The 18,940-nt window shown below is 67.1% G+C and carries 18 protein-coding genes; 16 read left to right on the top strand and 2 right to left on the bottom strand.

Going from position 1 to position 18,940, the window contains the following annotated elements; translation table 11 throughout:
• Positions 1 to 56 precede the first annotated feature (56 nt).
• From IT359_16350 to IT359_16320, 7 genes are all read left to right on the top strand, one after another.
• Entirely contained in the window at positions 57 to 1,352 is a 1,296-nt protein-coding gene (locus IT359_16350; protein ID MCC6930560.1) for a restriction endonuclease subunit S, read from the top strand.
• 250 nt (positions 1,353 to 1,602) lie between these two features.
• Entirely contained in the window at positions 1,603 to 2,016 is a 414-nt protein-coding gene (locus IT359_16345; GenBank protein ID MCC6930559.1) for a restriction endonuclease, read from the top strand.
• A 115-nt stretch (positions 2,017 to 2,131) separates the two neighbouring features.
• On the top strand, positions 2,132 to 2,581 hold the full coding sequence (locus IT359_16340) for a helix-turn-helix domain-containing protein (GenBank protein MCC6930558.1): 450 nt from the start codon (positions 2,132 to 2,134) through the stop codon (positions 2,579 to 2,581).
• 279 nt (positions 2,582 to 2,860) lie between these two features.
• A complete protein-coding gene (locus IT359_16335; GenBank protein MCC6930557.1) occupies positions 2,861 to 3,082 on the top strand; it encodes a restriction endonuclease in 222 nt (73 codons plus the stop codon).
• 5 nt (positions 3,083 to 3,087) lie between these two features.
• Positions 3,088 to 3,831 (top strand): DUF3800 domain-containing protein, encoded by a 744-nt coding sequence (locus IT359_16330; protein ID MCC6930556.1) that lies wholly within the window; start codon positions 3,088 to 3,090, stop codon positions 3,829 to 3,831.
• Between the two features lie 136 nt (positions 3,832 to 3,967).
• Positions 3,968 to 5,503 carry an SAM-dependent DNA methyltransferase gene (locus IT359_16325; protein ID MCC6930555.1) on the top strand — a complete coding sequence of 512 codons (1,536 nt, stop codon included), beginning with the start codon at positions 3,968 to 3,970 and terminating at the stop codon, positions 5,501 to 5,503.
• 334 nt (positions 5,504 to 5,837) lie between these two features.
• Positions 5,838 to 6,386 carry a Uma2 family endonuclease gene (locus tag IT359_16320; GenBank protein ID MCC6930554.1) on the top strand — a complete coding sequence of 183 codons (549 nt, stop codon included), beginning with the start codon at positions 5,838 to 5,840 and terminating at the stop codon, positions 6,384 to 6,386.
• Positions 6,387 to 6,496: 110 nt separating this feature from the next.
• Here IT359_16320 and IT359_16315 read toward each other — a convergent pair whose 3' ends face one another.
• A complete protein-coding gene (locus IT359_16315) occupies positions 6,497 to 7,315 on the bottom strand; it encodes a hypothetical protein (protein ID MCC6930553.1) in 819 nt (272 codons plus the stop codon).
• A 1,280-nt stretch (positions 7,316 to 8,595) separates the two neighbouring features.
• Between IT359_16315 and IT359_16310 the strand changes: the two genes are divergently transcribed.
• From IT359_16310 to IT359_16290, 5 genes are all read left to right on the top strand, one after another.
• Complete coding sequence (locus IT359_16310; protein ID MCC6930552.1) at positions 8,596 to 9,222, top strand: hypothetical protein; 627 nt, start codon at positions 8,596 to 8,598, stop codon at positions 9,220 to 9,222.
• Entirely contained in the window at positions 9,219 to 10,130 is a 912-nt protein-coding gene (locus IT359_16305) for a hypothetical protein (protein MCC6930551.1), read from the top strand. Before IT359_16310 ends, IT359_16305 begins: the two co-directional genes overlap by 4 nt.
• On the top strand, positions 10,127 to 10,642 hold the full coding sequence (locus IT359_16300; GenBank protein MCC6930550.1) for a hypothetical protein: 516 nt from the start codon (positions 10,127 to 10,129) through the stop codon (positions 10,640 to 10,642). Before IT359_16305 ends, IT359_16300 begins: the two co-directional genes overlap by 4 nt.
• Positions 10,643 to 10,702: 60 nt before the next feature.
• The gene (locus IT359_16295; protein MCC6930549.1) at positions 10,703 to 11,785 is read left to right on the top strand and encodes a hypothetical protein; all 1,083 of its coding nucleotides are present in this window, start codon (positions 10,703 to 10,705) and stop codon (positions 11,783 to 11,785) included.
• Between the two features lie 110 nt (positions 11,786 to 11,895).
• Positions 11,896 to 13,374: a hypothetical protein gene (locus IT359_16290; GenBank protein ID MCC6930548.1), complete on the top strand. Its 1,479-nt coding sequence runs from the start codon at positions 11,896 to 11,898 to the stop codon at positions 13,372 to 13,374.
• A gap of 440 nt (positions 13,375 to 13,814) precedes the next feature.
• On the opposite strand, the gene IT359_16285 is transcribed toward IT359_16290, so the two are convergent.
• Entirely contained in the window at positions 13,815 to 15,302 is a 1,488-nt protein-coding gene (locus IT359_16285; protein MCC6930547.1) for a hypothetical protein, read from the bottom strand.
• A 167-nt stretch (positions 15,303 to 15,469) separates the two neighbouring features.
• Between IT359_16285 and IT359_16280 the strand changes: the two genes are divergently transcribed.
• The 4 genes from IT359_16280 (at position 15,470) to IT359_16265 (ending at position 18,935) form a co-directional block, all read left to right on the top strand.
• The gene (locus IT359_16280; protein ID MCC6930546.1) at positions 15,470 to 16,087 is read left to right on the top strand and encodes a hypothetical protein; all 618 of its coding nucleotides are present in this window, start codon (positions 15,470 to 15,472) and stop codon (positions 16,085 to 16,087) included.
• 74 nt (positions 16,088 to 16,161) lie between these two features.
• Complete coding sequence (locus IT359_16275; GenBank protein ID MCC6930545.1) at positions 16,162 to 16,818, top strand: hypothetical protein; 657 nt, start codon at positions 16,162 to 16,164, stop codon at positions 16,816 to 16,818.
• Positions 16,819 to 16,973: 155 nt separating this feature from the next.
• Positions 16,974 to 17,240, top strand: coding sequence for a molybdopterin-dependent oxidoreductase (locus IT359_16270; GenBank protein ID MCC6930544.1), 267 nt, complete (start codon positions 16,974 to 16,976; stop codon positions 17,238 to 17,240).
• Between the two features lie 69 nt (positions 17,241 to 17,309).
• Positions 17,310 to 18,935, top strand: a complete 1,626-nt coding sequence (locus tag IT359_16265; GenBank protein MCC6930543.1) for a molybdopterin-dependent oxidoreductase — start codon at positions 17,310 to 17,312, stop codon at positions 18,933 to 18,935.
• Positions 18,936 to 18,940 lie beyond the last annotated feature (5 nt).

Genomic DNA, 18,940 nt, shown 5'->3' with positions numbered 1-18,940 from the left:
AACAACGCAAGAACGGCCACAGGTGGAGCATCCCGGACTCATGGTCATGGAAGACCATGACGGACGTCGCAGAGGTCGTGGGCGGTGGTACTCCTGATACGAAGTCGCCTCAGTACTGGGGTGGAACGATACCCTGGATCACCCCTGCCGATCTGTCGGGCTATCGTTCGAAGTCGATCACAACTGGGAGCCGTTCGATCACACCGGTCGGGCTTCAGCACTCGGGCGCTCGCCTAATGCCGGCGGGCGCGGTGTTGCTGTCCTCGCGCGCCCCGGTTGGATACGTCGCAATCGCCGCCTGTCCAGTATCAACGAATCAGGGCTTCAAGAGCTTCGTGCTCCGCGACGGACTCATATCTGACTATGTGTACTGGTACCTGTCAGGCAATACCGATCTGATTCGGGAGTTCGCGAGTGGAACGACATTCATGGAGGTATCCGGTAGGCGGGCTGCCGAGATTCCGATCCCCATCCCACCTTTCGCCGAGCAGCGCCGCATCGTTGCCGCGCTCGAGGAGCACCTGTCGGAGCTGGATGCGGCAGTGGCGGGGTTGGAGCGGGCGCGGGCGAATGCGATCCGACTTGTTGAGGCGATCCGCGACAACGCTCTCTCGCAGTATCCATCTCTCCGTTTTGGCACCATGCTCGCGGCGCCGCTCGCGAACGGCAGGTCCGTTCCGACCGCCGAACGGGGATTCCGTGTTCTTCGACTCACCTGCCTTAAGTCAGGGATCGTCGATCAGTCCGAGTGCAAGATCGGAGCTTGGGATGCGCAGGCAGCGCGTCCGTTCCTCATTCGATCAGGGGACTTTCTCATTTCCCGAGGGAACGGCTCGCGCACTCTCGTCGGGCGAGGCGGACTCGTTGGAGATCTGAGTACGGACGTTGCTTATCCCGATACGCTGATTCGGGCGCGACCGGACACGTCGAAGCTGCTGCCCGAGTATCTGCGAATCGCGTGGGATTCACTCCTCGTTCGGCGACAGATCGAGGAAGCGGCACGAACTACTGCGGGCATTTACAAGATCAATCAGCAGGACATCGAGCGAATCGAGCTGCCAGCGCCATTGAGCATCGAGGAACAACAGCGCGTTGCGTTGATTGTAGATGAGAGGGTGGAGGCAAGCCGGAGGTGCATAGCGGACATAGACGTTCAACTCCTCCGCGCCTCCCGTCTCCGCCAATCCATCCTCAAGCACGCCTTCGAAGGCAAACTCGTCCCCCAGAACCCTAACGACGAACCGGCCTCCGCCCTCCTCGAACGCATCCGCGCCGAGCGCGAGGCATCCGAATCGCGCGCGCCTCGAACGCGAGCCAAGTCCAAGTCCCCCGCACGCCCTCGCCGCCGATGACCCCCAAGTCGACCGCTCATGTCAGCTTCCAGCGCCGCGCTGCGCTCATGCGCGGAGTGTTCGATGTCCTGCGGAACGAGAGCGAAGGACTTCGCGCCTCCGACGTCATCGAACGCCTCGCGCGGCGATTTCCGCCCACCGACTACGAGTCGGGCGAGTACGCCTCCGGGGCGCAGCGCTACGAGAAGGTCGTGCGCTTCACCTCGATCCCCTTCGTGAAGGCCGGCTGGCTGGTGAAGGATGCGGGGCGATGGCTGGTCACCTCGTCGCCGCCCTCCTCGGCGCCATGGGGTATCACGTGGGATGGATCGCCCAACCCGGCAAGGATGGCGGCGTCGACATCCTCGCCTTCAACGACCCGTTGGGCACCACGCTCCCGCGCATCAAGGTCCAGGTCAAGCGCCAGCAGCAGAAGGTTGCAGTCGACGGCCTCCGCGCCTTCATGGCGCTCCTCGGCACCGACGATGTGGGGATCTTCGTGAATGCCGGCGGCTTCACCCGCGACGCGATCGACGAGGCGCGGTCGCAGACGACGCGACGGGTGACGCCGGTGGACCTGGAGCGGCTCGTGAAGCTGTGGACGGAGCACTACGCCAAGGTCGAGGAAGGGGCGCGGCGGCGCTTTCCGTTGCAGCCGGTGTATTTCCTCGCGCCGGAGGGGTGAGGGCGGGGGACAGCACCCGCCTGTCGTGTCGGAAGGCGGTGGATGGTCCCAAGGAACTTTCGTTTCGTTTGTTTCGTATGTTGCGGTGAGAGCGTCCAGCAGGTAAGGTGAAGCCATGACCGCAACCCTCGAACTTCCGACCCCCGAGACCGCCCACGAGGCGCAGGAAGCGCTGCGCGAGTTATCGCCGCTGGCGAGCCGTCGCGCGCGCCGGCACGTCCGCCTTCGCGCGGACGGCGAGAACGGCGCGTCGGTGGTCGTCCCTCGCGCCGCCTTCGACCTGTTCCTGGAGATCCTGGGGCAGATGGCCAACGGCAACGCCGTGACCATCGTTCCGATACACGCGGAACTGACGACCCAGCAGGCGGCGGATCTCCTCAACGTGTCGCGGCCGTTCCTCGTCTCGCTCCTGGAGAAGGGCGAGCTGCCGCACCGCAAGGTCGGCACGCACCGTCGGGTCCTGTACGCTGACCTGGCGGAATACAAGCGCGCGCAGGATCAGCGGTCTCGGGAGGCCCTGGATGAGTTGACTCGACAAGCCCGGGAGCTGGGGCTCGGGTACTGAAGTGCCCTTCTCGGTGGTCTACGACGCGTGTGTGCTCCATCCCGCGCCGCTGCGCGACCTGCTCATGCGGATCGCGCACCGTCCGCTTCGTGCCGGTGGACTCGTGCAGTCGGCCGCGCGACTTAACGAACTGCTCGGCGAACTGCCCTCCGCATCCGCACCCCTCGCATGAACCCCCAGCAAACGTCCAAAAGCTCTGGAACTGCCGCAACGTCCTGCGCGACGATGGTCTCTCTCATGGGGGTGACGTCGGGCAGATCCCATACGTGCTGTTCCTCCGTGGCCCTTCTCGGCACCGACAATGTGGGGATCTTCGTGAACACCGGCGGCTTCACCCGCGATGCCACGGATGAAGCGCGGTCGCAGACCACGTGCCGGGTGACGCTGGTGGACCTGGAGCGGCTCGTGCGCCTCTGGACGGAGCACTACGCCAAGCTGGAGGAAGGCGCGAGGCGGCGGTTGCCGCTGCAGCCAGTGTACTTCCTGGCTCCGGAGGGGTGAGAACGGTGACTGCGCACTTCAGCGACTACATCGTGTTCGTCGACGAGAGTGGCGATCACGGTCTCCAGTCCATCGATCCCGAGTATCCGGCGTTCGTACTCGCGTTCTCGATCTTCTCGAAGCGCGAGTATGCAGAGATCGCGGTTCCCGGAATGCTCGGTTTCAAGTTTCGCTACTTCGGCCACGACCAGGTGATCCTGCACGAGCACCACATCAAGAAGGCCAAGGGCGACTTCCGAGTTCTCGTGAACAAGCAGGTACGAGACGAGTTTTTCCAGGACCTCAGCGATCTGATCGCGCGACTCCCCGTCACGCTGGTGGCAGTCGTGATTCGAAAGGAGGCGCTCAAGGACCGCTATCGCGAACCCACGAATCCCTATGCACTCGCGATGGAGTACGGCTTGGAGCGGATCTGCGCGTTTCTACAGGAGAAAGGGCAGGGTGGGCGCTTGACACATGTGGTCTTCGAGCGTCGCGGCGGCAAGGAGGATAGTGAGCTCGAACTCGAGTTCCGTCGTCTCACGGGCGGCGCGAATTCCATCTGCAGTCGTGTACCTCTCGAGATCGTGTTGACCGACAAGAAAGCAGTGTCCACGGGGCTTCAGATCGCCGACCTGGTGGCGCGTCCGATTGGGCTTCACGTCCTACGGCCGGATCAACACAATCGAACCTGGTCGATCATCGAGTCGAAGCTGCGGCGTTCCTCGAATGGCCGCATAGACGGCTACGGGCTGAAGATCTTCCCGTAGGTTCCAAACGGAAGCGCCGGGCCACGAGGATTCCCCCGAGACCCGGCGCCGACCAGGATTCCCCAGTCCATTTGTACTGGTAATGCTATACGGTGGTTGACATTTGTCAACATCTGTAGACACTGCGCTGACGCGAATGAACCCCCAGCAAATCGTCCAGAAGCTCTGGAACTACTGCAACGTCCTGCGCGATGACGGCCTCTCCTACGGGGACTACGTCGAGCAGCTCACATACCTGCTGTTTCTCAAGATGGCCCACGAGCGCACCCAGGCGCCGTGGAGCCAGCCGTCCATCATCCCCAAGGGGCTCGACTGGCCCGCCCTCCTGTCCAAGGACGGCGACGCGCTGGAGGGACAGTACCGGAAGACGTTGGAGCGGCTGGGGAAGGAGCAGGGGATGCTGGGGCTCATCTTCCGCAAGGCACAGAACAAGATCCAGGATCCCGCCAAGCTGCGCCGACTCATCGCCGACCTGATCGACCGGGAGCAATGGCTCTCCCTCGACGCCGACGTGAAGGGCGATGCGTATGAGGGGCTGCTGGAGAAGAACGCCCAGGACACCAAGGGGGGCGCCGGCCAGTACTTCACGCCGCGCCCCCTCATCCAGGCGATCGTCGAGTGCATGGCCCCCCAACCCGGGGAGACCATCTGCGACCCGGCCTGCGGGACGGGCGGTTTTCTCCTGGCGGCGCACGACTACATCGTCCACCACCATCACACCCTCGAGAAGAAGGCCAAGAAGCACCTCAAGCTCGAGGCGCTGCGCGGCGTGGAGCTGGTCGACAGCGTCGCCCGCCTGTGTGGGATGAACCTCCTGCTGCACGGCATTGGCCCTACCGCTGGTGAGCAGGTCGACCCTGCCGTGAAGGTCGACGACGCGCTCCGCGCCGACCCCGGCGAACGCTTCGACCTCGTCCTCACCAACCCTCCGTTCGGGCGCAAGTCGAGCGTCCGCATGGTCAACGCCGAGGGAGACGAGGAGCGCGAGGAACTCACCATCGTCCGCGACGACTTCTGGGTGACTACCAGCAACAAGCAGTTGGCCTTTGTTCAGCACGTGAAGACGCTGCTCCGCATCAACGGCCGCGCCGCCGTGGTGGTCCCCGACAACGTCCTGTTCGAAGGCGGGGCGGGGGAGACCGTGAGGCGCAAGCTGCTTCACGAGTGCGACGTCCACACCCTGCTGCGGCTGCCCACGGGGATCTTCTACGCCCAGGGAGTCAAGGCCAACGTCCTCTTCTTCGACCGCCGCGCCGCCAGCGACAAGGCGGCGACGAAGAAGCTCTGGATGTACGACTTGCGCACCAACCAGCACTTCACCCTCAAGACCAACCCGCTGGCGCGCAAGGATCTGGACGAGTTCGTAGCCTGCTACCACCCCGCCAATCGCCACGAGCGGAAGGCGACGTGGAGCGAGAGGAAGAATCCCTCCGGCCGCTGGCGTCCGTATGGCGTCGAGGAGCTCCTCGCCAGGGACAAGGCGTCGCTGGATATCTTTTGGCTCAAGGACGAGGCGTTGGAGGCGTCGGCGAATCTCCCGGCGCCGCATGTGATTGCCGCGGAGATTGTGGAGGATTTGCGCTCGGCGTTGGAGGCGTTTGAGGGGTTGGAGGGGGGGTTGAGGGGGGCGCGCGCACAAGCACGCCGCGGTTCAGTCGTACCCGGTTCCTGACGCGAAGAACCGGAGGCGATCGCCAGTACGCACGCGGATGCCCGTGCGGCAACGCACGTCCGTGTCGTGCACGCGCGGCCCTCCTTCGAAGCAAAAGTGCCGCTCTTTGGCTACCTCAGATCACCCGACATCTCGCCCCCTTCGCCCCCTTCGCGTCTTCGCGCCTTCGCGTGAGACACTCGTCCGCCCTCCCCGCACCACGCGCCCGCGTCAGCCCCCACCGCAACACCATGCACCAATCCGCATCGAAATGATGACGCCAGCTTCCCGCCGAGCGTTAGGCTCCGCGCATGAACTCTTGCGCGAGCGAACATGAATGCCGTACCCTCTACGCATGGCGACCCAGTGGACCGCCGCGATGGCTGCGGCATTGCCGGACGATGGCACGCGCTACGAGGTGCTCGACGGGGAGCTCGTGATCGTGCCGTCCCCGTCCTGGAATCACCAGCGCGCGGCGCTGGCGCTCTGGCAGGCGATCTCCACCTTCCTCCGCCAGAACGAACTCGGCGAAGCGATCGTCGCCCCTGCCGACGTCGAGTTCTCGCACCGCCGGCTCCTCGCGCCCGACGTCTTCGTCGTCCCCCGCGCCGCCGACGGTCGCCGACCGCGCTCCTTCGCCGAAGCGGAGCGACTCCTCCTGGCCATCGAGATCCTCTCGCCCTCGACCGCCCGACGCGACCGGGGCATCAAGCGCCGCATCTATCTGGAGGAGCAGGTCGACGAGTACTGGATCGTCGACGCCGACGCCTGGTGCATCGAGCGGTGGCGGCGCGGTGACGATCGCCCGGAGATCGTGCTGGAGCGGCTCACTTGGCGGCCTGACGGAGCTGAGGAGGCCCTGATCATCGAGCTGCCTCTCCTCTTTGGAGAGGCGCTGGCATAGCCGCCCGGCGGCGCCGAACGCGCGGCCCGAAAGCCCAAAGAAGAACGGCCGGGCCCCCCACCCAGGGAACCCCGGCCGTCCTGCTTGCACCTGCCGACAGCTCCCGCCCCTTAGGCCGCCTTCGCCTCGGGCGTCACGTTCGGCGTCGTGCTCGACGTCTCACCCGCCGGCTGCACACCCGAAACGGCCGCCGTTCCCGCTCCTGATGCGACCGGCTGCGAGGGGAGAGAAGGGGACACCGGCGCCGCCCCCGCTCCCGCTGACGCACCCGGCGCGGGCGATCCCTCATCCGCGGCGCGCGCTCGCGCGAAGCGCGTGATCCGGCGCCACTCCGCCAGCTGCTCGGGGCGACTCGCCAGCCGGGGGGCGAGCATGGCGTCCACCAGCCGCACCTGGTCCCGCCCCCGCGACAGCTCCTCCAGCAGGGCGACGCTGGCCGATGCCCGGCGCGCCTGCTCCAGCGCACGCACCACGAGGACGTCCCGGAAGTCGTCGATGGCCTTCTCGAGTCGCTCCACGAAGTCGGGCGCCAGCCCGCGCGCCACAAACAGCTCCTTGTACTGCTCGGCACGCTCGGCGAACGCGCTCGCGAGCTGGATGAGCCCTTCGTCGTCGCGCGGCGGCTCCTTCACGAACGACCGCCGCAGCTCGACGTCCTCCGGGAACAGCTTGCCGGCGATTCGTGCGATGGGGCGCACGTACTCCAGCCGCAACGTGGATGCGAGCGACCGCTTGAGCGCCGTCGCCGCCTGCGCCGCACTCGCACTCGCGTCCTGCGTGGTCGCCTGATCGCCGATGCGCGCCACGATCGCCGCCAGCACCTCCACCTGCGGCTTGAGGTCGCCCATCGCCGCCGTGAAGGTGCGCGCCGACAGGAACGCGTGCGCCGCGCGCATCGTCTGCAATCCGTGCTTGGTCCGTGCCTGCATACGCCGTGTCTCCTCTCTCTATGGTTGCGGGCGCCATCCCTCCCGACGAGCACGCGTGCGCCCCCACGTGCCCCCGCACTCCACCATTACCACCCTTCGCCGCTCCGCATCGTCGCCTTGCCAGCGCGCAACGCTCCCATGCCGCCGCACATCGCCGCCTTGCAACCGCGCACTGCGCACTGACAAACCGACTCTCCCCCTTCACCACACCACCGTCCCCCCTCGCCGGTCGGCATCACCTCCTCACCACGCCGCATCATCACCTCGCAGTCCCACAACGCTTCCTTGCCACTCCCCTCTGCCGCCTAACCATTCAACACCGCCCCCTCACCACCCCGCATTGCCCCCTCGCCAACCCACATCGTCTCCTCGCCAACTCACTGTGCTCCTTCGCGAAAGCCCGCAGCTCCCGAACCACGCCACGCAGTCCCCTCACCGCGCCGCACAGCCCCCTCACCGCGCCGCACAGCCTCCTCACCACGCCTCGCAGCTCCCTCGCAACCCCACTCAGCCCCCTCACCATCCCGCAGAGCCGCCTAACCGCTCCGCATCATCACCTCGCAACTCCGCACAGCTCCCTCACCACGCCCCCCAGTCGCCTAACAAGCGAACAACGCCTCCTTACCACTCCGCATCGCCTCCTCACCGCGCCACTTTGCACCCTCGCCCCTCAGCGCCGCCCCCTCACCCCGCCGCACAGCCCCCTCACCATCCCCCTTCGCGCCTTCGCGTGAGCCCGCGGTGGTCTCACCAGCCCGCACACCTCCCTCACCACCGCACACAGCCCCCTCGCCATCCCACACAGCCCCCTCGCCATCCCGCACAGTCCCCTCGCCACTCCACACAGCCCCTTTCTTGCCCCCCCGATCCGCAAGACAGCCCAACCATCCCTCCTTCACCCCCGCCAAACCGGACTGAGTTCACCAACCCCCTCACCCAAACCCCCGACCCCCTCCCTTTTGTCAACCCCCCCCGCGCCGCCAGGCGCACAACACCCCCTCTGCCGTCCCTCTTGACCGCAGATCGAAGAGTTCTTCAAGATCGACGTTATAAATCGCCCCTCTCGTTCGGTGTGTATGGTAGGAGGACGCGTCTCGACGTCCGCACGCGCTCGACCGGGCGCTCGGCACTCGCGATTCGCGTGCTCCCCAAACGGTCCGGAGGTATCTGGCTAACCGTCAGCGCTCGCCAGGCAGGGCGACGTCCACATGATTGGGTCGCCGCTGCTGGTCGCGAGGAGGAAGACGAACGTGTCACGAGGAGAGCAGCGAGGGCCGCTGGTGCGTCGCGCAGAAGGGAGCACCCCTCGCGACGACGAGACGCGCTTCTATCACGAAGTGCAGGTCGAGATGCTGCGCTACGCCGCGCACATCGTTGGCAGCGATGAGGCGTCCGACGTCGTGGGCGACGCCTTCGTCAAGTTCTTTGCGCAGCGCGAACGCCATCTCGCCCGGTTGCCTCGTACGACCGGTGCCGACCGCGCCCGCAGGAGCGACGACGCGCACGAGGGCCCGCTGGGGCGCGACGCGCGTCTTCGGCTGCTCAAGATGGTGCACGACGAGGCCATCGATCGCCGGCGCGACATGGAGCGGCACGAGCGGATGTTGCAACTGGTCTCCGACTCCCGGCTCGCCCAGCGGCAGTGGACCAAGACGTCGCTCCGCACGAATGACGGCGATATCCGCCAGACGATCATGAACGTGCTCGCCACTCTCCCGCCCTACCTGCGCGAAGCGTGGCTCCTGGCGCGCGAGCACGACCTCGACATCGACGAACTCGCCGAGCACCTCGGCGCTCCCGTGGCGTCCTGTCGCGTGTACCTGTCGCGCGCCAACCAGCGGCTGGAGCGCCGACTCACCGAGATCGAACTCACCCCGAAGTCGTTGCGTGGACGGGAGGTCGAATGAACATCAAGGAATGGCTCGTGCGCGGCGAGGGCGCCGACGAGCGCGAACCCGGCGCCGCCGAGGTCCAACAGGCGATTGCCGCCGACGCCGATGGCGTCCTCATTGCCGACTACCTCACGCAATCGCTCACGGCGGGTGATCTCGCCAACGTCGAGCGACGCCTGGGCAACGATGAGGACTTTCTGGCCCGCGTGGAGACGATCCGCACGGCGTGGAACGCCTGGCCGCGCGCTCGCGACTTCCAGATCTCCGACGCCGAGCGCGAGGCGTCGTATCAGCGCTTCCTCGAGAAGTGGGACGCGCGCGGGAGTGGCGAGTCGCCGAGTGTGGGTGAGGGAGAGGAAGGGACGCGCGACGACAGCGGTGCGAGCGCGGCAGACCCTGCGCACGCCTACATGCGCCAACTCCGGCGCTGGCAGCTGGCGGCCGGAATCCTCGCCGTGCTCAGCATGGGGGGAGTGACCGGCGGCGCCTGGATGGGCTATACCGCGTCGCAGCGCCTGCAAGCTCCCAGGACCTACAGCGTCGAAGCGCCGGCGCGCGAGTCGAAGGTCGTGCAGGTCGCGTCCGGCGTGAGCGTCTCGCTCGAGGCGGGTACGCGCCTTACGTGGAGCGAGGCGCCCGGTCCCAACAATGCGCAGGAGCTCTTCATCGACGGCGCCGCCAGCGTCTACGCCCAATCGGCGCCGGTCGGGCGGTTCGTCGTCGTCACGCCGTCGGCGCGTCTCATTCTCGATCGCGCCCTGATGCATGTCGACGCGACCGATCCCGCCATGACGCGCATCGAGGTCGTCGAGGGATCGGTCGTCGTGGCGAGCCGCGGTCGTAACAACTTCCCGCTCCTGTCGCTCGGCGCGGGCGAACAGGGAATGGCGATCTACAACCAGGAACCGAGGACCATCCGATGATACCGCACACTCCGCTCCTGCTGGTCGGCGCCGCGTATACGCTGGCGCGTCACGCCGTGCGCCTGCACCGCGAATACCCGGAGCTCCCTTGCTCGCTGGAGTTTGTCTGGTCGGTCGGGAGCACCTCACACCTCGATCTCGAGATCGGCATCTCCACCTGGCCCATCCTCCCCCTTGCCACCTTCGACGACCTGCGCAGCATGAGCGCGCGGCGGCTTTGGAACCGGCTGCAGGTGAGGGCAGGCGACATCATGCTGATGCGCAACGCCCCCGTGGCGGAGCTGTCGTCGGCCGCGGCCTGCCCGCGTGAGGAGGTTGGCGTCGTCCTCGAGGTCTACGATCGCATGCACGAGACCACCGAAGGGGTGAGCGAGTGCCTGATTGCCATCGCCCGCGAGCACGAGGACGGCGGGATGCAGGTCGAGACCTGCCTGCGGTGGTGCGACACCCGCGAGCGCGACGTGGCCATTCGCTGGTACGCCACCACGGACGACATCGAGTGCGCGGCGTGAGCGCGCGCGCGCGACAAACGAGAACGGCACTTCTGCGGTCACACCTCCGAGGTTGACATCATGCCCGCGACTTCATCTTCGTCGTCATCGCGTTGGACCGGTGATGGACCCTCCGTGTGGCGCGAGTGGCGCCGAGCGATCGTTGCCCTGCTCGTGGTTGCCGCTGCTGTGGTGATGGGCGTGCTCTGGTTCCGGCGCGATCCGCGCAAGCTTGTCTTGCTCCCCAAGGGCGTCATGCTCCAGGCGACAGACCCGCGCACCGACTTCTTCAGGGACAGCTCGCTCGTCGTGCAGCCGGCGGAGGGTGATTCGATCCTGTATCCCATCCGCGTGTCGGTCTGGTACGACGGCGAGGCGCCGGCCGTGAGCGAGCGGGCCATCATGCGGGCCATCGAGAGCTGGGCCGCCAGCCGCAATGGGGCGCAGCTCTCGCGCATGTCCGGAAATGCCCTGAACACCCTGATTGCCCCTGGGGACAAGATCCCCTGGATCTCCATCGAGATGGATGTCTGGCCGTACGGCGGCTTCAGGCTCGACGCCAAACTGAACTGCCGCGCGACCATGGAGGATGGGAGGCAATTCATCACGCAGAAGACCTTCTCGTCGTCGCGCGGTGGCGGCGTTGCCGACGCGACGCGCGTCGGCTGGACGCTGCGCCACGCCCTCAGCAACGCGACGCGTGCACGATGCCCGGGCGGGCGGACACAGGCGTCTCCTGCGCCACTCGCGCGAGCGATGCCGTCCAATGGCGATGTGGTCCAGAAGCGTGCGCCGGCGTTCGACTACGCGCGCGGCGCCTCGAGCGCCCTCGACCGCGCGAGCGAGCGCAACCAACGCGTCGCCAGGCTCGTCGTGGCCGTTGACACCGTGCACCTGCGCGTGGGCGAAGCGGTGAACCCCGAGCAGGTGCTGCGCCTCACCGCGCTCGACGCGGATGGGGAGATCGTGCTCGGATTCGTCCCGCTCTACAGCGTCGACGACATGTCGATTGCCGCGATGGGGAGCAGCGGACTGCGTGGCGTCGCGGTGGGCGTCACGCGGGCGAGGGTGCGGCCGCTTCAGCGCTCGTTCGTGGGCTCTGGCGTAGTGGACGGGAGCGGCGAGGGGCTCTCTGCGTCGTTTGTGGTGAAGGTGACGCGGTAAGAGGGCGTAAGGGAGCCCCCGACAGCCGCACACGATTGCCCCCGCCTCCCCCTCCCCCTACTCTTCCATTGCCGTGACCACTCGCACGGCGCAACCAGGGGGAGGGGATGATGCGCTCCACACCGTACGTGCTCGTCGTCACGTTGCTGCTCACGGCCGCTTGCAGCTCCGACGATGGCGCAGGCCCGACGCCGACGATACGCCGCGGAATTCAATTCGTGTCGGGCAACCAGGTGACCGACTCCGTCGGCACGCAACTCTCCGCGCCGTCGATCGTCGAAGTGCGCGACTCGTCCGGGAACGTCGCACCGTCAGGGACCGTCGTGCGATTCGAGTCGATCACTCTTCCCGGCACGCAGCTCGCCGCTTGGGTGGCGCCGCTTACCTCGACGATCTACGCGAACTTCGCGAGCGGACTCACCGATGCGTCGGGGCGCAAGGGCGCCTTCGTCATGCTGCCGACGATCCCTGGCCAGTTGCGGCTGGTGGTGCGCGTCCCGACGATTGGCCTCGTCGACACGGCCCGTTTCACCGCCGTCCCCGGTGGCGTCGCATCGATCGAGCTGGCGCCTCGCGACACGGCCATCCTCCCCACGAAAAGCTTCACGATCCGTGCGACGATTCGCGACCGTCATTCGAATGTCCTGACCAATCCCCCGGCCTTCGCGCTCGTCGGGGCGCCGGCCGGTGCGAGCGTGTCGGCCGCGGGGGTCGTCGCCTCCTCGACGGTGGGGCTCTATCGCGTGGTGGCGAGCGTCGGGGGCGTAAACGATACGCTGCAGTTCGCGACCATCCCCGAAGCGACCATCGTCGCGCACAACACGAGTCGTGGGGAGATCATCACTATCTCGCTCGACGGCTCCAACCGGCGTGTGCTGGCGATTGCAAGCGATGGTGGACTCGGCTTGCGGCCGCGCTGGCTCCCCGGCAGCTCCACGGTCATCTACAGCGGGTACGTGAATCCCTTCTACACGATACTTCTCGTCGATTCGTTGAGCGCCCCGCGGCATCTCTTCGCGACGCTCCCGCCGTCGCTCTCGCACATGGTTGGCGTCGCGCCGAGCCCGGATGGGCAGTGGGTCTACTTCGCTGGCTACGACGCGAAGTGCGCGACAGACGAGTACTGCCTGCATCGCGTGCATCCGGACGGCACGGGCGTCATGGTCATCGGCGCCGCGGCGTTGCGCGGAGACCAGACGATGTTCCCTTCGCTCTCGCCCGATGGGAGGCGCGTCGCGCTGAACACGGTGAGTTCTGGCTACGAGCGGCTTCGGGTGATCGATCTCGCGACCGACGCCTTTCTCCCCATCGATGTTCCCGGCGCCTATCCGCAATGGTCCCCGAAGGGAAACACGATCGCCTACATCGAGGGCGACGGATCGTTGGCGCTGGTGAACCTGGACGGCTCGGGCTATCGACGACTCGTCGAGGGTGCGGGCGCAATCTACGGGCGCTCGTTCACCTGGTCGCCCGATGGCGCATGGATCCTCTACAAGCGGGGAGAAAGATTGACGCTGGTGGACGCGCAGACGGGGACCGCGATACCAATCGCCGCGCTCCGCGGTCTCGATGAGCCGAGCTGGCGTTAGGCGCGTGATCGTGCGGTGCGCCCATACCTAAAGGACAAGCCCCTCCGCCGTCGAGCGTTGGAGGGGCTGCGCTTGTCCTTTTCTGAACGAAGTCTCTATGCTCGGCCTTGCGGCCACATCTTCGTCCCGAGCCACTGGGGGCTACCCAGCTTGCGCTCGATCAAGTCGCTCTACCGTTGAGCTACGGGGCATGGGAACCGCTGCTACCTAACGATGGCCCCGGTGGGAATCGAACCCACATCTGCTCTCTCGTGCAAGTCACCGTCGATGGTGCTGGCAACGAGCGCCTGCCCACATTGCTGTGGGTGATGGACCAGGCCACGAACAACTGTCGCGCCTCGCCCATGCGTCACTACCAATACGAAATGCATCGTGTCGCGTCAACCACCGCGTCGCACAGGGAAGGGCGCTGACCGGCGGAGCGCCCCGCGCGACGCCATCTACGGACGCCCGGTCAGCGTCTCCTTCAGCACCGCCGTCGCCAGGGCGACGCCAATCTTGGTGGCCGCGTCGAGCGCCCACGCGCCGGCGGCCTTGAGATGCTTCACGACCCCGGCACGATCGTTCTTCTTCGCCGCCTCCTGTGCCTCCCCCACGGCGGCCAGGGCGCGGTCTTCGGCCGGCGTCCTGGCCTCCTCACGCATACGGGTCCGCAGCTGCTCCAGTTCCGTGGCCAGCACCGCGAGATCCACGCCCGGCGCGAGCGCGTTGTTCTGTACGAACGTGTTGTTGCTGGCCGTGGCGTTGTCGCCGACGGCGCCGACCTGGCCGCCCGATACATTGTATGTGTTGCCGCTCATGCTCCCTCCTGGAAAGACGTACGCGGTGGCGTTGGCTCCCTGTGAAATCACGATGCGACCGCTGGCATCGGAGAATCGTTGCATGGTGCGGTCGAGCCGCCCCTTGAGCCTGGAGAGCTGTGAGAGGAGCGTGTCGCGCTCGCCCATGGAGATCTGATCGTCGAACTGCTGCGCCACGCCAAGGAGCGGCGACTGCGCGAGGCCGAAGCGCGTGTGCTTGGTGAGCAGCTTGAACAGCTCCTCGAGGTAATCGGCCAGGTCGTCGGTGGCGCTGGAGCCCGGGGTGATGGCAATGCTGCGATCAATCATCGCCCGCAACGTCAAGCGCAACGCCTCCTTCTCGGCGTGCAGCCGCAACAGGTGAATGCGGAGCTGCCGCAGCCGATCCCGATCGACGCCGTCGCCGTGCCCGATGAGCCACACCCCGAAGCCGTCGCGCCCCTTGCCGCGCACCACGCGACAGAAGCTGAGCGCGATGCTGGCGTCGCCCGTGGCCAGCACACGACGGTTGGTCGGGAGTTGGCGCAGCTGCTTTGCACGATACTCGAGGATGGCGAGCGGCGCGCCGGCGCGAACGAGCGACGGGCCATGGCGAGCGCGCGGCACCCAGTCGGCGCGCGTGGTCGCACGCGCATAACGCTCGATGAATGTCGCGCCGACATCGACGAGGGGGAGTTGCACCTCGTGGCCGTGCACGCTCTTGATGCGCACCGGCGCTGTCGCCAGCTGCTCGACCATCTCGACGACGCCAATCGCGCGCCCCTGTGTGTTGCTCGGCGATCCTGACGCACCGAACGCGAGCCCCACCTCGAGTCGCCCCACCGCCGAGCCATCGTAGAGAAGGCGACGAAAGGCGCACTTGGCCGAGATGCGCGACGACCCGTTCTCCTGGGACGCGTGCGCGGCATCGCGGGGGGCGAACTTCACGGCGCGTGAGGCGCGGCAATAGACTTCCTCGCCGGCCCAGCTATCCACCCCGCCGCGCGCGCGCTCGGTGACCACGCCGAAGCCGCGCACGAACTCCTTGTCAGGCTCGGCGAGTGGCCAGGCGGGCACCGTGAGTCGCCCCGTCTCGTCGGGAGAGAACGGGCGCAGGTCGGCAAATGGGAGTTGGAGCGCGAGGAGCATGGGTCGCGTCAAAACGGGGGCTAACCATAGCGTGCGCGAGCGCGCGCACGCAAGCTTGTTCTGTTCGAGCTCGTTGCGGTTCGTCACAGCCACACACCGTGAACGGTGACGACATCCGCAGCGCATGCTCTGCTCGTCGCCCACGTGCTTCTTTCACCGTCCTCGCCATGCGCCACGCCATTCACGCCCTTACCCTCGCCTGCGCAGTCATCGCCCTCAGCACGACGCTCCAGGCCCAGGACGCGCGCCGAGCACCGCGGGCCATTGCACTGCCGGACACGTTAGGCGCCAACGTCGCGGTCGGCGACACCCTAACGGGTCAGAGCGCCGCGACCGACTTCGACTTCCTCATCGGGACGTGGGAGTTCACCTTCCAGAACCGGAACGACGACGGGAGCTTCGCGCCCCCGTTCAAGGGGCACTGGGTCTTCTCGAAGAAGGCCACCGACGGCAAGGGTGTCCTCCTCGAGGATCACTGGCGCCCGGATGACCCAACCCTGACGTGGGACGCGGGGACCTGGACGTACCGGGCGTTCAACCCGGCGCGGAGAATCTGGGAGATGCAAGGCATCGACACTCGGCGCGGCGCGTGGCAGCCCGGCCTGATGTGGAGCGACGGCGACTCGCGCGTGCTCACGGAGTGGTACGGCGACATGCTCGTGCGCTTTCGATACTTTGCCATCCGCCCCGACAGCTTCCTCTGGCGTGCCGACGCGACGTTCGATCGCGGCAAGACCTGGATGCGCGACTTCTGGACGATGGAGGCGAGGCGGGTTGCGAGGTGAGCGGCCGAGAGGAAATCTCGTCCAACCACACGCCACATATGCCCGCGAAACAACAGTCCCGAGCGCGCCGCCGAGTGGCCGGCATCGCCGGCGTCGGCGTCGCGCTCGCAGCTGCAACCTGGATCTGGTTCCGCGCACACGGTCCCGTGCGCGAGACGGCGCTCGTACACGATGTCGGCGGCCCGTTGCTCCGTGTCACCATCCTCTCTTCCCCGACCGATCCGCGCCTTCGCCCCACCCTCGAGGCCCTCAACCACTGGAACTCCGAGTTCGGGCGCCTCCAGCGGCGAACGCGTCTCACCGGACTTGTCATCATCGACGACTCGCTCTCGGATGACCTCCTTCGCGCGGCCAGTCGCGAGGCCCCCATCGGCATCGGCCCCGCCACCTTCCGCCTTCGTGCCCGCCTGGCCGAGCGACCCACCGATATCGTCATCGCGTTCTCGCGCACCGACCTGATCTCGTTCAGCGTCCCCTGGCGCGAGGGCGGTCGCGGGATGGTCGGGCTGCGTCGCGCCGACATCCTCCCGCTGTCGCTCCCCAACACGGTACGCAACGTGGTGGCGCACGAACTGGGGCACGTGTTCGGCCTTGCCCACAACGGTGATGTCACGAAACTGATGTGCGGCCGCCCCGCCTCGTGCCGCCCGGCGGACTTTGCCTCGGACAGCGCGCGCTTCTTCCCCCTCACGCGCTCCGACGAGCAGCGCCTGACGCGGCGCTGGCCCTAACGAGCATTCGGCGCCCAGCGCCTCACCCTTTCCGGGGGCGTGAACACCCCCGGCGCGCCCAGCGTCGCCCCTCCCGTGCGCGTCAAGCCTTGCATCCCCACCGCCCTCCTTCCAACATCCTCACATCCGCTTCGCACGCACACCGGAGACCCCGCATGACCCGTCGTCGCTACGCCCCGCGCCCCTATGCACGGCTCACGGAACCGCTCGTCCGCGACCAGGGCGAGTTGCGCCCCGCCTCGTGGGACGAGGCGCTGGACCGAGCCGCCGCCGGCTTCCTTCGCGTTCGTGACACGCGCGGCCCCGACGCGATCGGGACCTTTTCCTGCTCCAAGAGCACGAACGAGGTGAACTTCCTCGCCGCCAAGCTCACGCGCGCCGTCTTCGGCACCAACAACGTCGACAGCTGCAATCGGACTTGACACGCCCCCAGCGTCGTCGGTCTGGCGACGGTGTTCGGGGCGGGTGGGGGGACGAATTCCTACCGTGAGGTGGAGGACGCCGATGTGGTGCTCCTCTGGGGATCGAACGCCCGTGCGGCGCACCCGATCTGGTTCCATCATCTCCTCAAGGGCATTCGCCATCACGGCACGCGCCTCTATGTCATGGATCCTCGGCGTACGGCCAGCGCACAGTGGGCCGACGTCTGGTGCGGGCTGCGCGTGGGGAGCGATATCGCGCTCGCCAATGCGATGGCGCGCGAAATCATCCATGCGGGGCTGCACCATGAAGCCTTCATTGCCAACGCCACGGAAGGCTTCGAGGCCTACAAGGCGGCAGTGGAGCAGTACACGCTGGAATACGCGGAGCCCATCACCGGCATCCCCGGCGACGTGATTCGCGAGGCGGCGCACGCCTTTGCCAGGGCGGAACGCGCGATGATCTGCTGGACGCTTGGCATCACGGAGCACCACAACGCGGTCGACAACGTCCTTGCCCTCATCAACCTCGCCCTCCTCACGGGGCACATGGGGCGGTGGGGCTCCGGCTGCAACCCGCTGCGCGGACAGAACAACGTGCAGGGCGGGGGCGACATGGGGGCGATTCCCAACAAGCTCGCCGGCTTCCAGGACATCGAGCAGGACCACGAGGCGCGCGCGCGCTTCGAGGCGGCGTGGGGGACGAAGATCACCCCGCGCTACGGGAAGAACCTCACGCAGATGCTGCACGCGATGGCCGCGGGTGAAATGAAGGCGCTGCTCTGCATTGGGGAGAACCCGATGCAGTCCGACGCCGACGCCAATCACGTGGAGCAGGCACTGCGCTCGCTCGATCACCTCGTGGTGCAGGAGATTGTCCTCACCCGCACGGCGCAGTTGGCCGACGTGGTCCTCCCGGCGGCCGCCACCTGGTGCGAGGGAGAGGGGACGGTGACCAACTCCGAGCGCCGGGTGCAACGCGTGCGCAAGGCGGCTCAGGCGCCCGAGGGGGCGCGCGACGAGCTGTGGATCCTCTCCGAGCTGGCGCGCCGCATGGGGCACGACTGGGCGACGCCGACGGCGAATGAAGTGTGGGACGAGGTCCGGCGGCTCGCCCCGGCCTTCGTGGGCGGGATGACGTACGAGCGCCTCGAGTCGTTAGGTGGGATCCGCTGGCCGTGCGTGGACGAATCGGATCCGGGAGCGACCTTCCTGCATGGGCGCCTGTGGCAGGTCCCGCGCGTGGGGCGCGCGGCCCCGTTCAGCGTGGTGCACCACTCCCCGCCGTTCGAAGAGCGCGACGCCGACTATCCGTTGCTCCTGACGACTGGGCGGCGTCTGGAATCGTACAACACCGGCGTGCAGACCACGGCCTACGACTCGCCGCTGCACACCGGCGAGACGCTCGACCTCTCCCCGGAAGATGCCGCTCTCCTCGGGATCGCCACCGGCGACATGGTGCGCGTGACGTCGCGGCGCGGGAGCGTGGTGGCGCCGGCGCGTATCGATGAAGGGCTGCGCGAACACCTGGTCTTCATGACGTTCCACTTTCCCGACGACGTGCTCACCAACGCCCTCACTATCGACGCCTCCGACCCGCGGTCGGGGACGGCGGAGTTCAAGGCGTGCGCCGTACGCGTCGAGAAGGTCGCTGCCGCGGCGTTGCACGACGCGCCGCTCGCGACCTCCACGACCTGACCTGA

This window comes from Gemmatimonadaceae bacterium, from assembly GCA_020852815.1.
GTDB lineage: Bacteria > Gemmatimonadota > Gemmatimonadetes > Gemmatimonadales > Gemmatimonadaceae > SCN-70-22.
Note: the sequence above shows the minus strand (reverse complement) of the source record. Positions and strands in the feature narration are given on the sequence as shown.

Coding starts and splice junctions, on each gene's coding strand:
- IT359_16350 (MCC6930560.1), top strand. CDS start 57: ATGACGGACGTCGCAGAGGTCGTGGGCGGTGGTACTCCTGATACGAAG.
- IT359_16345 (MCC6930559.1), top strand. CDS start 1,603: ATGGCTGGTCACCTCGTCGCCGCCCTCCTCGGCGCCATGGGGTATCAC.
- IT359_16340 (MCC6930558.1), top strand. CDS start 2,132: ATGACCGCAACCCTCGAACTTCCGACCCCCGAGACCGCCCACGAGGCG.
- IT359_16325 (MCC6930555.1), top strand. CDS start 3,968: ATGAACCCCCAGCAAATCGTCCAGAAGCTCTGGAACTACTGCAACGTC.
- IT359_16320 (MCC6930554.1), top strand. CDS start 5,838: ATGGCGACCCAGTGGACCGCCGCGATGGCTGCGGCATTGCCGGACGAT.
- IT359_16315 (MCC6930553.1), bottom strand. CDS start 7,315: ATGCAGGCACGGACCAAGCACGGATTGCAGACGATGCGCGCGGCGCAC.
- IT359_16305 (MCC6930551.1), top strand. CDS start 9,219: ATGAACATCAAGGAATGGCTCGTGCGCGGCGAGGGCGCCGACGAGCGC.
- IT359_16300 (MCC6930550.1), top strand. CDS start 10,127: ATGATACCGCACACTCCGCTCCTGCTGGTCGGCGCCGCGTATACGCTG.
- IT359_16295 (MCC6930549.1), top strand. CDS start 10,703: ATGCCCGCGACTTCATCTTCGTCGTCATCGCGTTGGACCGGTGATGGA.
- IT359_16290 (MCC6930548.1), top strand. CDS start 11,896: ATGCGCTCCACACCGTACGTGCTCGTCGTCACGTTGCTGCTCACGGCC.
- IT359_16285 (MCC6930547.1), bottom strand. CDS start 15,302: ATGCTCCTCGCGCTCCAACTCCCATTTGCCGACCTGCGCCCGTTCTCT.
- IT359_16280 (MCC6930546.1), top strand. CDS start 15,470: ATGCGCCACGCCATTCACGCCCTTACCCTCGCCTGCGCAGTCATCGCC.
- IT359_16270 (MCC6930544.1), top strand. CDS start 16,974: ATGACCCGTCGTCGCTACGCCCCGCGCCCCTATGCACGGCTCACGGAA.